This window comes from Corynebacterium sp. S5S1, from assembly GCF_001913985.1.
Lineage (GTDB): Bacteria > Actinomycetota > Actinomycetes > Mycobacteriales > Mycobacteriaceae > Corynebacterium > Corynebacterium marquesiae.
In genome coordinates this window covers 1-12,760 of sequence record NZ_MKXT01000020.1, presented here as the reverse complement: position 1 = coordinate 12,760, position 12,760 = coordinate 1, and the positions used below count along the sequence as shown (strand labels likewise).

Sequence of the window (12,760 nt, the reverse complement as noted above, 5' to 3'; positions counted from 1 at the left end):
CATGGGTCGTTAGCAATTCACATAGTACATGCATCGTGTGAATATTTTTCACCCGCATGTCGATTATGCAGATAAAGGATGGAGTTCGCGTGTCTGAGATTTCGCGTGATGAGGTAGCCCACCTCGCCAAGCTTTCCCGCCTGGCCCTCAGCGAGGAAGAGCTAGCCCAGTTTGCAACGCAGATTGATGAAATTGTTGATTCCGTTTCCGCGGTAGGAAACGTGGATACCGAGGGTGTGGAGCCGATGAGTCACCCGCACTCCGTGGACGCCCCGATGCGCGAGGACGTTATTGTGCGCACCCTTACTGCAGAACAGGCTTTGGATCAGGCGCCGGCCGTAGAGGATGAGCGCTTCGTCGTGCCACAGATTTTGGGAGGAGAATAAATGTCTAACCTGACCGTTCCTGCGGAGGGATTGACCTCCCTGACCGCCGCCGAGTTGGCGGAAAAGATTCACTCCCGCGAAATTACCTCCCGCGAGGTTACTCAGGCCTTCCTGGATCGCATCGCAGAGACCAATGAGGAGCTTAATTCCTTCCTGCACGTGGGGGCGGAAGAAGCCCTCGCGGCTGCCGACGCCGTGGATAAGGCCCTCGATGCCGGCGAAGAGCCAGCTTCTGGTCTGGCAGGCGTGCCCCTGGCGCTGAAAGATTTGCTCGTTACCACCGATGCGCCGACCACCGCAGCCTCCAAGATGCTGGAAGGCTACGTTTCCCCCTACGACGCTACCGTGACCAAGCGTCTGCGCGAGGCCGGAATTCCCATCCTGGGCAAGACCAACCTGGACGAGTTTGCCATGGGTTCTTCTAATGAGAACTCTGCTTTTGGTCCGGCGCATAACCCTTATGACACCGAGCGCACCCCGGGCGGCTCGGGCGGCGGTACCGCAGCTGCACTCGCTTCCGGCCAAGCGCCACTCGGCATTGGTACCGATACCGGTGGCTCCATCCGCCAGCCAGCCGCGCTGACCAATACTGTCGGTGTTAAGCCAACCTACGGCACCGTGTCCCGCTATGGCCTTATTGCTGCCGCATCTTCCCTGGATCAGGCCGGCCCGTGTGGCCGTACCGTCCTCGACACCGCGCTCCTGCACGAGGTCATTGCTGGCCACGATGCCTTCGATGCGACCTCCGTGGATAAGCCGGTAGCACCGGTTGTCGCCGCCGCACGCGAAGGTGCCAAGGGTGACCTTTCTGGTGTCAAGGTCGGTCTTATTAAGCAGTTTGAGCGCGATGGCTGGCAGGAAGGCGTGATGGAGAACTACCACGCCGCCGTTGAGCAGTTGCGCGAGCAGGGTGCGGAGATCATCGAGGTAGATTGTCCACACTTCGATGACGCCTTGGCAGCGTACTACCTGATTATGCCGTGCGAGGTCTCGTCCAACCTGGCACGTTTCGATGGTATGCGCTATGGCCTGCGCGCGGGCGATGATGGCTCCCACTCCGCCGAGCAGGTCATGTCCCAGTCTCGTGCGGAGGGCTTTGGCCCTGAGGTCAAGCGCCGCATCATGCTGGGTACTTATGCACTGTCCGTGGGCTACTACGATGCCTACTATCTGCAGGCGCAGCGCGTGCGTACCCTCATTGCGCAGGACTTCGCCCGTGCCTTCGAGCAGGTTGACGTGCTCGTTTCCCCGACCACCCCGACCACGGCATTCAAGCTGGGGGAGAAGGCCGAGGATCCGATGGCAATGTATAACTTCGATCTGTGCACCTTGCCGCTAAATCTAGCCGGCCTGTGTGGCATGTCTGTGCCCTCCGGTTTGGCCAGCGATACCAATTTGCCCACCGGCCTGCAGATCATGGCTCCGGCTTTCGAGGATGACCGCCTCTACAAGGTGGGCGCTGCCTACGAGGCCGGCCGCGATAAGTAAAACGCCGGCTGTGGAGTCCCTGACGATTCCATAAAGGTTTCTTTACCCCCGTTGAATTTATATTCGACGGGGGTAAATTATTGGGCATGCATTTCAAGAAGACCGCACTATTTTCGTTGTCCGCCGCTGCACTGATGGGCGCGGGTATTGCCAACGCCGCGCAGGTGCCCTCCGTTGATCCCGGGTTCAGCATGACCGCGCCGACCAACTCTGGGCTTATTGCCCCGCTGCCGAAGGGCGCGGAGAAGCTGGAGCCCCAGATCGAGGGCCAGACCATCACTGGAACTCTCCTCTCCGTTAAGGAAGAAGGCAAGCTTAGTGTTGAGTTTGCCAAGGACCACTCCTTGGTGATGAATGATGGCTGCAATACCTACACCTCTACCTACGAGGTGGCTAAGGATGGCACCATCAGCGTGGGCGAGTTCAACTCCACCCGTGCGGCTTGCGATGAGCACACCCAGCAGCTTTCCGACGCCCTGCTGGGCCTCTTTGAGTCCAAGCCTTCTTTCTTCAACCTCCCCGGCGGCACCGTAGCCTTGGGCAGCAAGGAAGCTGCGGCCGAGTTTACTGTTGACAAGTAAAAACTCGTAGCACACTAAAACTTAAAATGCGCACCATGTCTTCGGCCATGGTGCGCATTTTTGTGTGGGGGACTATTTGGCGTCGGAAAGCGCATAAGCCGCGCCCGCCGAAGCCGCGGTCACGCTAAGGACGGCTGGCCAAGCGCCAATCTTCTTAGCCAACGGGTGGGAGGCGCCGAATGCACCCACGTAGAGTGCGCACAGGCCGGCAGTGGTAGCCGGGGTGGTTTTCTTGGCCCAAGAGCGCCCCGCCCAGACACCGGCAGCGGCGAGGATAACGCCGCCCAGCGGGCGAATGCCGGTCTCGCGGGCGGTGACCCAGCCACCGATAAGGCCGAGGGTAACAGTGGTGGCGGTAGAAACGTCTTGGGGCTTTTTAATATCGATCATGGACATGTGACCAGTCTAGGTCGACATTTCTCGGCCCGCTAGACTCTAAGGCCATGACTGTGGAGACGCATCTGCCGCCCGAGCGCCAAGCATGGCGCGCCATGTTTGCATTGTCCCTCGGATTCTTTGTGTCCCTGCTGGACCAATCTATGGTGGCGGTGGCGCTGCCTGATCTGCAACGTGAGCTGAACGCAGGGGTAAACCACACCATGTGGGTATCCGCGGCCTATTTGTTGGCTGTGGTGGTGCCGCTGCTCTTTGCCGGCCGCTTGGGTGATGTTTTAGGTCAGCGCCGGATGTTCTGTTTGGGCGTGGGCATTTTCGGGCTGGGTGCGGTGGCGTGTGCCGTGGCACCCACTGTGGAAGTACTCATTGCGGCGCGTGCCGTGCAAGGCGTGGGTGCGTCCCTCCAGATGCCACAGACCATGTCCGTTATCAATCGCATCTTCGCTCGTGAGCGGCGTGGGCGCGCACTGGGCGTATGGGGTGTGATCGGCTCTGTAGCGGCACTTGCCGGTCCACTCGCCGGCGGGTTCCTTGTGGGGCACTTTGGGTGGCAAGCCGCCTTTTGGGCACACGTTCCCTTCGTGGTCCTAGCCATTGTCTTCGCGCTGCTGTGGGTGCCTGAGTTACCCACGACCGCGCAGTCTATCGATGCGCCCTCGGCCATCGTTTCGCTCATCGCCTTGGCAGCAATCGTCTTTGGCATTCAGCAGGGCCCGGTGCTTGGCTGGGGTTGGACCATCTGGTTGATCCTGCTCGCTGGAGTTGCCGCTAGCGTCTGGTTTATTCGATTGCAGGCAACCGCCCAGGCCCGCGGGTCGAGTCCGCTGGTGCCGCTGGCGTTATTTAGTGACCGCAATTACCTGGCGGGCTCAGTAGGCATCATCGCAATGGGGTTTATGGCTGCTGCGGTGATGCTCCCCATCATGTTATGGCTGCAGACCATGCAGGGAGTGCCTGCGGGCGAAGCCGGCATCATCGTGGCTCCTATGGCGCTGGTGTCTCTCCTGATATCTCCGCTGGCTGGAATCATGGCGGATCACGTCAATCCACGGATTCTTGGGGTAATGGGATTTTCTATCCTTATATTCTCGCTCCTTGCGGCATGGTGGGTCATGCAGGTTGACGCCCTTCCGTGGGTACTCGGGCTGCCTATTGCCGGCCTAGGTGTGGGCCAGTCGTTCATTTGGGGTTCCAACGCAGCCACCACCTTGCGCGATATCTCACCGGAACTTATGGGCGCTGCCTCCGGTGTGTACAACACCTCCCGCCAGGTGGGATCCGTGGTGGGAGTTGCCCTGGTATCCGCAGTTATGCAAACGGGTAGCCCAGAGGCGGCAATTATTAATTCGCTGCTCGTCATTGTGGCTGCGCTGGTGGTAGGCCTGGTTTCTGCCCTAGGTTTTAGGGACACTCTGCAGGCCTAAAAATCGCGCGCTAGATTGGAAGGTATGCGTCTAGGTGTTTTAACGTCCGGCGGCGATTGCCCCGGCCTCAATGCTGTAATCCGTGCGGTAGTGCGTACCGCGTCCAATGAATTTGGAGATACCGTTGTAGGTTATGAAGACGGCTGGGTGGGCCTGATGGAAGACCGCCGCCGCGATCTTTATGACGATGCGGAAATCGACCGTATTCTGTTGCGCGGCGGCACCATCCTGGGCACCGGTCGCCTGCATCCGGATAAGTTCAAGGCCGGCCTTGACCAGATTAAGTCCAACATGGCGGATGCCGGGGTAGATGCTCTAGTCGCCATCGGTGGTGAAGGTACCCTCAAGGGTGCAAAGTGGCTTTCTGATAACGGCGTGCCGATAGTGGGCGTGCCGAAGACCATTGATAATGACGTCAATGCCACCGACTACACCTTTGGTTTCGATACTGCGGTTTCTGTGGCCACCGATGCTATCGACCGTCTGCACACCACCGCGGAGTCCCATAATCGCATCCTGATCGTGGAGGTTATGGGCCGCCACGTGGGATGGATTGCCCTGCATGCGGGCATGGCCGGCGGTGCGCACTACACCGTGGTACCGGAAGAGCCTTTCGATATCGCGGAGATTACGAAGGCGATGGAACGCCGCTTCCAGATGGGTGAGAAGTACGGCATTATCTGCGTGGCGGAAGGCGCCCTCCCAAAGGAAGGGACGATGGACTTCGAGGCCGGCGGCGTCGATCAGTTCGGTCACCAGACCTTTAACGGCATCGGCCAAGTAATCGGCGATGAAATCAAGGCACGCACCGGGTATGACGTGCGTACGACCGTGCTGGGGCATATCCAGCGCGGCGGCACGCCGACGGCCTATGATCGCGTCCTTGCAACTCGTTACGGTGTACATGCAGCCCGTGCTATTCACGAGGGCAAATCCGGCATGTGTGTTGCCCTGCATGGTGAAAATATTGACCTAGTTCCCCTCGAAGATGCCGTGGGCCAATTGAAGATGGTACCGGAATCGCGTTACCGCAACGCCCAGGCGCTCTTTGGCTAGAGGCATTCCGCGTTCCGAATATTAAGATAGCGCTCCCACTGGGTGGGAGCGTATTCTTTTGTCCATGAGTATCGATAGCATGACAGATAATCGGGTAGAGGTGCCCTCTGCGTCCTCCGCAGCACAAGACCGTCAAGCGCTCATTGCAGCGCTAGGCTTTCCCGTGCTCGTGATTATCGGTGGCGTGGTGGGATACCTCGCGCCAGAAACCGCAGCTTCCTTCGCCCCGCAGGTCACCCCGCTGCTGGGGATTGTCATGTTCGGTATGGGCCTGACCCTCAAGCCGGTGGATTTTGCTTTGGTGGCACGCCGTCCGCTGCCCGTTTTCATTGGAGTGGTAGCGCAGTTCGTTATCATGCCGCTGGTGGCGCTGCTGGTAGTCGCGGTGATGGATCTTCCCGATGCTGTAGCTGCCGGCGTTATCCTTGTAGGATGCGCGCCCGGCGGTACGAGTTCCAATGTGGTGTCTTATCTTGCGCGCGGTGATGTGGCTCTGTCGGTGACCATGACGTCTATTTCCACTCTGTTGGCGCCGGTTCTTACCCCTTTGTTGACCTTGTGGTTGGCGGGGGAGTATATGCCAGTCTCCGCCTCTGCCATGGCGTGGTCCATTGTGAAGGTCGTGCTCATTCCGGTAGTCGCCGGTATTTTCATCGGCATGCTGGTTCCGCGCGTGGTGGCAAAGATTAACGCGGCATTGCCGTGGATCTCGGTTGCGGCCATTTCGGCCATTGTGTGCATCGTGGTCGGCGGCGCGCACGACACCATCGCTACGGCGGGTGCGCTGGTCTTTGCGGCCGTAGTTGCCCATAATGCCTGTGGCTATCTGCTGGGCTACATTGCAGGAGCGGTCACCAAACAGCCTATTACCGCCCGTCGCACCATGGTCGTCGAGGTGGGCATGCAAAACTCCGGCTTGGCCACCTCCCTGGCATCGACCTATATGAACCCATTGGCCGCCCTGCCAGGTGCCGTCTTTTCAGTGTGGCACAACCTCTCTGGTGCGGTGCTTGCAGCCATCTGCCGCTATTCGGATTCCCGGAAGTAGGGCGGAAGAACTGCTAAAAATTAATCGTGACCGCAGGGTAGGACTCGTCTACATACCAGGGCTCTTTCTGCACGGTGAGTGGGGGCTGGCCTTGCTCGAAAGATAGGGTGTCGCCGTCTTTGACGGTGGCGCCTTGCAGAACATGGTCTGCGATATTGGCCAGCTTGTAATAGAGATCGGTCGGATCCATGGATTCGGTGGCCGCCTGGACTTCCGGGTGTCCGGCTTGGACCAGCCCAACGGTATATCCCAAGATTGTGTTTTCTTTTTGGGTAAGCCACACCGGAGCGATGTGCATTGGGGCAAGGTTATCCCGAACGGCCTCGAGGAAAGTATTCGGCGCGATAGAAACGTTGCCGCGAGGGTTATGGACTATCAGGCAGTCGGGGTGCTCGGCTACCACCGCAGTGGCCTTGGAGAGTAGCTCAAGGTGATCGCGGCGGGCCTCGCGGAATTGCTTCGCGCGATCATTTTCGGTCTCACGGGGAAGCACGGACACGAGGATTTGTGCGGTGGCGGAATCGAGGCCGCGGGCATCCGCGCTCAAAATGGGGTGGAGGCCATAGCTATCGCGGGTGGGTGGGGTATCGACGGCTTGGTAGTGCAATAAAAAGGAATCATCAAGCTCGGCCATGATGCTTCCCGGGTTCTTGCCCGGCATGATATCTCCCAGGCGATCGCCAAAAGTGGTGGTCAGAAGCTCGCTTACCTCCTCAGGGGTAGGGGCAGTGCGGAAGACTGCGATGTTGATCAACGGGGCATCGATAAGCGCGGCATCAACGCTATGTGGTGTAGTCATAATATTCAGCTTAGGGGCGTGAGCGCGCGGGCGCATGGACGTATTAAGATGGCACGCATGACTGCTGCGATGTATGACCTGATGGACTTCGATGAGGTCCTAGAAAAGTTCGAACCGGTAATGGGCATGGAAGTCCACGTAGAGCTGGATACGGAAACGAAGATGTTTTCTACCTCTCCTACGAACTTCAACGCAGCGCCTAATTCCAACGTTGACCCGGTATCCCTGGGCCTTCCCGGTGCGCTGCCGGTAGTTAACTCCAAGGGCGTGGAGGGTGCCATCAAGATTGGGCTTGCGCTTAATTGTTCCATTGCGGAGTCCTCACGCTTTGCCCGCAAAAATTACTTTTACCCGGACCAGCCGAAGAATTACCAGATTTCCCAGTATGACGAGCCGATTGCCTATGACGGCTACCTGGACGTTGTGTTGGAGGACGGCACCGAGTGGCGCGTAGAAATCGAGCGTGCCCACATGGAGGAAGACACCGGCAAGTTGACCCACCTCGGTGGTGCGGACGGTCGTATTCACGGTGCCACGGCGTCCCTGGTGGATTGTAACCGTGCGGGTATTCCTCTCATTGAGATTGTTACCAAGCCGATCATTGGCGCCGGTGAGCGCGCGCCCGAGGTGGCTAAGGCTTACGTTTCCGCCCTGCGCGAGCTCGTTGCAGCCTTGGGCGTTTCCGACGCCCGCATGGACCAAGGCTCTATGCGTGTGGATTCCAACCTATCCCTGCGCCCGGTGGGCCAGGAAGAGTTTGGTACCCGTACCGAAACCAAGAACATTAACTCCCTGCGTTCCGTGGAGCAGGCGGTTCGCTTCGAGATGCAGCGTCAGGCGCAGGTGCTCGAAGATGGCGGCACCATTGACCAGGAAACCCGCCACTATCAAGAGGCCGATGGCACCACCTCCAAGGGTCGTCCGAAGGAAACCGCGGAAGACTACCGTTACTTCAATGATCCGGACCTGCCGCCGGTCATCGCCCCGCGCGAGTGGGTAGAAGAGCTGCGCCAGACCCTTCCGGAGCTGCCATGGGTTCGCCGTGCGCGCATCCAGGAAGAGTGGGGTATCAAGGATGAGGAGATGCGCGACCTGGTTAATGCCGGTGCCCTCGACCTCATCGTGGATACCGTCGAGGCCGGTGCGAAGCCAGACGAGGCACGCTCCTGGTGGGTTTCCTACCTAGCCGGCAAGGCCAACGAGCAGGATACCGATCTTGCTGGTTTGTCCATTACTCCGCAGCACGTGGCGCGCGTTATCGCACTCGTCAACGAAGGCAAGCTGACCACCAAGCTCGCGCGCAAGGCCGTCGATGGTGTGTTGGCGGGCGAGGGTGACGTCGACGAAGTCGTCGAAAAGCGTGGTTTGGAGGTCGTGCGCGATGACGGCGCCATCGAGAACGCCGTAGATGACGCGCTGGCCGCCAACCCGGACATTGTGGAAAAGTACCGTGCCGGCAATAAGAAGGTCACCGGTGCCATCGTGGGTGCGGTCATGAAGGCCACGCAGGGCAAGGCCGATCCGGGCCAAGTCAATAAGCTTATCGCAGAGAAGCTGAACTAAGACCCCCAAAGAACCAGCCGCGCTTTCCCTCCTCAACCAGAGGGGCGTGGCTGTTTTTAGTTTTCCTCCCCTGCCGGAAATGGTGATTACTTTCGTTAGGCGAGGTCAGTGGGGCCACGCGTAGGGTCGTGGGCATGACAATTAAGAGCAAAGTATTGCAAAAGGAAAGCCCTGAAGCACCATTCAAAATCGTAGAAATCGAGCGCCGCGATCCGCGCGAATACGATGTGGTCATTGATATCAAGGCTGCAGGTATTTGCCACTCCGATATTCACACCATCCGCAACGAGTGGGGTCAGGCGCACTTCCCCCTGACAGTGGGCCATGAGATCGCCGGCGTTGTGGAAGCTGTGGGTGATAAGGTCACCAAGTTCAAAGTGGGCGACCGCGTGGGCGTGGGCTGCCTAGTGAACTCCTGTGGCGAGTGCGAACAGTGCCGCAACGGCCAAGAGCAGAACTGCCTGAATGGCAACGTGGGCACCTATAACTCCGAAGACGTAGACGGGACCATTACTCAAGGCGGCTATGCCCAGAAGGTAGTAGTCAACGAAGACTTCGTGTGCACCATTCCAGAGGGTATTGACTTTGACGTCGCAGCCCCGCTGCTGTGCGCCGGAATCACCACCTATTCGCCGCTGGCTCGCTGGCAGGTTAAAGAAGGCGACAAGGTTGCCGTAGTAGGCCTAGGCGGCTTGGGCCACATGGGTGTGCAGATCGCTGCGGCAAAGGGCGCGGAAGTAACCGTGATTTCCCGCTCCCTGCGCAAGGAAAAGGAAGCCTATGAGCTGGGTGCAAAGCATATTCTGGCCACCGGTGAAGAGGAAGACTTCTTTGTCACCCACCGCGGCGAATTCGACGTCATCTTGTCCACCATATCTGCCCGGTACTCCCTCGATGACTATCTGCAGTTACTGAAGCCGCGCGGCATCATGTCCGTTGTTGGACTTCCGCCGGAGGAGTTGGGGATCCATATGAGCAGCCTCGTCGGCGGCGGCAAGGTGCTTACAGGTAATAATATCGGCGGCATTGCAGAGACCCAGGAGATGCTGGACTTCTGTGCCGAGCACGGTATCGGCGCCGTTATTGAAAAGATCGGCGTCAACGATGTTGATGACGCCTATGAGCGCGTGGTGCAAGGCGATGTAAAGTTCCGCTTCGTGATTGATACCGCGACCTTTGACGACTAAAGCGTTAGGTTGAATTCGCGGAACGTCAGAATGTGATTTAGCACAACATCGGTATGCGCCAGTAGGTGTTTAACGGGTCACTTACGTACCATTCCTTAAGGAACGCATATCGGTGTTGTGTAGCCCACGTGCTGGGGAGTGGGGGACAGGGGCCGCGCGCACCAGTATGCGAAAGATATTCGCTACAAAAGTTAGGCAACCGTGTCTTCTAAAAACATTATCGCCATTGCCATGTCCTTCGTGGGTTTGTTGGTCGGCGCCGGCTTTGCCACGGGCCAAGAGGTGGTGCAGTACTTCACCGCCTTTGGTTCTTGGGGCATTCCTGGCCTCATCATCGCCGCACTCGTCATGACCCTTGCCGGTACCGTGTTCTTGCAGTTGGGCAGCTACTTCCACGCTTCTGAACACAACACCGTTTTCCGCAATGTCACCCACCCGATCGTCTCCAAGTTGCTGGACATCGCGGTCATCATCACCCTCTTTGCTATTGGCTTTGTGATGTTGGCCGGAGCGGGTTCCAATATGGAGCAGCAGTTTGGCTGGAAGACGTGGATCGGCTCTACGCTCATGCTGGTCTTGGTGCTTGTCGTGGGCATGCTCGACGTGGATAAGGTATCCAAGGTTATCGGTGCTGTAACACCGACCATCATCATTGCGGTCATTGGTGTAGCCATCTACACCGGCCTTAATATGCCGGATGACATCGGCGCCGCTATGGACGCCTCCAGCCAGATCGACACCCCGATTGGTAACTGGCTCATTTCCGCACTCAACTACAACGGCCTTGCCCTGATGCTCGCCGTGTCCATGTCCCTGGTTATCGGTGGCGATAATATTAGTCCGCGCGAGGCCGGTTGGGGCGGCATTGTAGGCGGCATCATCTACTCCATCATGATGGGCCTTGCCGGATTCTCCTTGCTGATGAACTCGGACAAGGCGCAAGGCTCCGATATTCCGATGCTGTCTTTGGTAGATAGCGTTAACCCGACGCTCGGCTCCATCATGGCGGTCATCATCTACCTGATGATCTTCAATACCGCTATCGGTATGTTCTACGCGCTGGGCAAACGCCTGTCCGCCGGCCATGAGAAGCGCTTCCCAGTTATCTTCGTCATCGGCTGCTTGGCTGGTTTCGCGGTCTCTTTCGCCGGCTTTAAGACCTTGATGAACTACATCTACCCAATCATCGGCTACATGGGCATCCTCATGGTGGCAATCTTGGTATTTGCCTGGTTCCGTAGCCAAGCCCAGATTAAGGACGAGGCAGTGCGTCGCGAGCGCCTACGTTCACTTATGCACCTGAAGCTGAACCCCAACAAGGACTATGACGCTGAGCGTTATGATGACGAGATTGGCCAGCACATCGAGGACTCCAATATGGATAACGAGGCCCTCTATGATGAGCTGGTGGATGAGGTCACCGAGGAGCTTGACGGCGACGATGACGTGGACTTTGACAAAAAGGAGTACGCAGAAAAGCGCCACGACTACTCCTATTACACCGAACGCGACGCGGTAGAAACCGACCGTACGCCGGAAGAAATTGAAAAGTGGGTCGAAGAAACCGGCGCATCCGGCGACCCGGAAGAAGATGAGGATCTGCCACAGGCTGACAATTCCAAGAATTAAGCGGACAATGGGTGCCATGAGCATCTATGCACCCGCATCTGACCGTTATGATTCGATGGAGTACCGCCGAGTAGGCAACTCTGGGCTGAAGCTGCCGGCCATTTCCCTTGGCTTATGGCAGAACTTCGGCGACGATCGTCCCCTGGCCACGCAGCGCGAAATCCTGCGCGCGGCGTATGACCGGGGGATTACTCATTTCGATTTGGCCAATAACTACGGCCCTGAACCAGGTGCCGCGGAGGACAACTTCGGCCGCATCTTCGCCCGCGATTTCCGCCCTTTCCGCGATGAAATGATTATTTCTTCCAAGGCGGGTTGGGTAATGAATGGTTCGCCCTACGGTTTCGGGGGCTCTCGCAAGTACCTGGTGAGCTCCTTGGACGCTTCCTTGAAGCGCATGGGCTTGGACTACGTGGACATCTTCTACCATCACCGTCCGGACCCGGACACTCCGCTGGAAGAGACCCTGTACGCACTGCGGGATATCGTGGCCTCCGGCAAGGCTCTCTATGTGGGCATTTCCTCTTATGGTCCGGAGCTTACCGCGGAGGCCATGGAGTTTATGGAAGATGAAGGCAGCCCGTTGCTGATTCATCAGCCCAGTTATTCCATTCTGAACCGCTGGATTGAGCGCCCGGGCGAGGATGGCGAGTCCCTTCTTGATGTCACGGCGCGCAGTGGGTTGGGTGTCATCGGTTTTGGTCCACTAGCACAGGGCATGCTGACGGATCGCTATATCGATGGCATCCCCGCAGATTCGCGCGCGGCGAAGAATAAGACCTTGGAAAAGGATTGGCTCAATGAGGAAAACCTTTCCATGATCCGCTCGCTCAACGATATTGCAGGCAAGCGTGGTCAGTCTCTGGCGCAGATGGCTATCTCGTGGGTGCTGCGTGATCAGGGGGATCGCACGCTTACCTCGGCGCTGTTGGGTGCTTCTTCGGTGGAGCAGCTCGAGCACAACCTTGGAGCCCTGGATAACCTGGAATTTAGCGCGGATGAGCTTGCTGCTATTGATGACGCCGCCCACGATGCCGGAATCAACCGGTGGGCCGACGCCACGGCTTCGCGCGTTCGCGGCGACTAGGCTGCTACCGAGCCCCAGCCCATTACGTTGTTAGCAGTTCCACCTCAGGGCGCCGAAGATTCATGGTCTGTCCACCCGATTGGGCGGGTTATGTTTATTTCCGTTCCCTCCGTCTG

12 protein-coding genes are annotated in these 12,760 nt (G+C 58.2%); 10 read left to right on the top strand and 2 right to left on the bottom strand.

Annotated elements, in window-relative coordinates; translation table 11 throughout:
- The first annotated feature begins 89 nt into the window (after positions 1–89).
- From gatC to BKN05_RS07970, 3 genes are all read left to right on the top strand, one after another.
- The gene (gene gatC / locus BKN05_RS07980) at positions 90–386 is read left to right on the top strand and encodes an Asp-tRNA(Asn)/Glu-tRNA(Gln) amidotransferase subunit GatC (protein ID WP_005327681.1); all 297 of its coding nucleotides are present in this window, start codon (positions 90–92) and stop codon (positions 384–386) included.
- Entirely contained in the window at positions 387–1,874 is a 1,488-nt protein-coding gene (gene gatA, locus BKN05_RS07975) for an Asp-tRNA(Asn)/Glu-tRNA(Gln) amidotransferase subunit GatA (protein ID WP_286688377.1), read from the top strand.
- 86 nt (positions 1,875–1,960) lie between these two features.
- Positions 1,961–2,455 carry an META domain-containing protein gene (locus BKN05_RS07970; protein WP_286688376.1) on the top strand — a complete coding sequence of 165 codons (495 nt, stop codon included), beginning with the start codon at positions 1,961–1,963 and terminating at the stop codon, positions 2,453–2,455.
- A gap of 72 nt (positions 2,456–2,527) precedes the next feature.
- Here the strand turns inward: BKN05_RS07970 and BKN05_RS07965 are convergent, their stop codons facing one another.
- Positions 2,528–2,851: a hypothetical protein gene (locus tag BKN05_RS07965; protein WP_005323344.1), complete on the bottom strand. Its 324-nt coding sequence runs from the start codon at positions 2,849–2,851 to the stop codon at positions 2,528–2,530.
- Positions 2,852–2,898: 47 nt separating this feature from the next.
- Between BKN05_RS07965 and BKN05_RS07960 the strand changes: the two genes are divergently transcribed.
- From BKN05_RS07960 to BKN05_RS07950, 3 genes are all read left to right on the top strand, one after another.
- Entirely contained in the window at positions 2,899–4,275 is a 1,377-nt protein-coding gene (locus BKN05_RS07960; RefSeq protein WP_286688375.1) for an MFS transporter, read from the top strand.
- A 24-nt stretch (positions 4,276–4,299) separates the two neighbouring features.
- On the top strand, positions 4,300–5,331 hold the full coding sequence (locus BKN05_RS07955) for an ATP-dependent 6-phosphofructokinase (RefSeq protein WP_286688374.1): 1,032 nt from the start codon (positions 4,300–4,302) through the stop codon (positions 5,329–5,331).
- Positions 5,332–5,410: 79 nt separating this feature from the next.
- Positions 5,411–6,379 carry a bile acid:sodium symporter family protein gene (locus tag BKN05_RS07950; RefSeq protein WP_396334664.1) on the top strand — a complete coding sequence of 323 codons (969 nt, stop codon included), beginning with the start codon at positions 5,411–5,413 and terminating at the stop codon, positions 6,377–6,379.
- A gap of 13 nt (positions 6,380–6,392) precedes the next feature.
- On the opposite strand, the gene BKN05_RS07945 is transcribed toward BKN05_RS07950, so the two are convergent.
- Entirely contained in the window at positions 6,393–7,178 is a 786-nt protein-coding gene (locus BKN05_RS07945; protein ID WP_286688372.1) for a DUF4261 domain-containing protein, read from the bottom strand.
- A 57-nt stretch (positions 7,179–7,235) separates the two neighbouring features.
- On the opposite strand from BKN05_RS07945, the gene gatB reads away from it, so the two are divergent.
- The 4 genes from gatB (at position 7,236) to BKN05_RS07925 (ending at position 12,644) form a co-directional block, all read left to right on the top strand.
- On the top strand, positions 7,236–8,741 hold the full coding sequence (gene gatB / locus BKN05_RS07940; protein ID WP_286688371.1) for an Asp-tRNA(Asn)/Glu-tRNA(Gln) amidotransferase subunit GatB: 1,506 nt from the start codon (positions 7,236–7,238) through the stop codon (positions 8,739–8,741).
- 134 nt (positions 8,742–8,875) lie between these two features.
- Positions 8,876–9,928 (top strand): NAD(P)-dependent alcohol dehydrogenase, encoded by a 1,053-nt coding sequence (locus BKN05_RS07935; protein ID WP_286688370.1) that lies wholly within the window; start codon positions 8,876–8,878, stop codon positions 9,926–9,928.
- A gap of 201 nt (positions 9,929–10,129) precedes the next feature.
- Positions 10,130–11,557, top strand: a complete 1,428-nt coding sequence (locus BKN05_RS07930) for a YkvI family membrane protein (RefSeq protein ID WP_286688369.1) — start codon at positions 10,130–10,132, stop codon at positions 11,555–11,557.
- A gap of 16 nt (positions 11,558–11,573) precedes the next feature.
- Positions 11,574–12,644 carry an aldo/keto reductase gene (locus BKN05_RS07925; protein WP_286688368.1) on the top strand — a complete coding sequence of 357 codons (1,071 nt, stop codon included), beginning with the start codon at positions 11,574–11,576 and terminating at the stop codon, positions 12,642–12,644.
- Positions 12,645–12,760 lie beyond the last annotated feature (116 nt).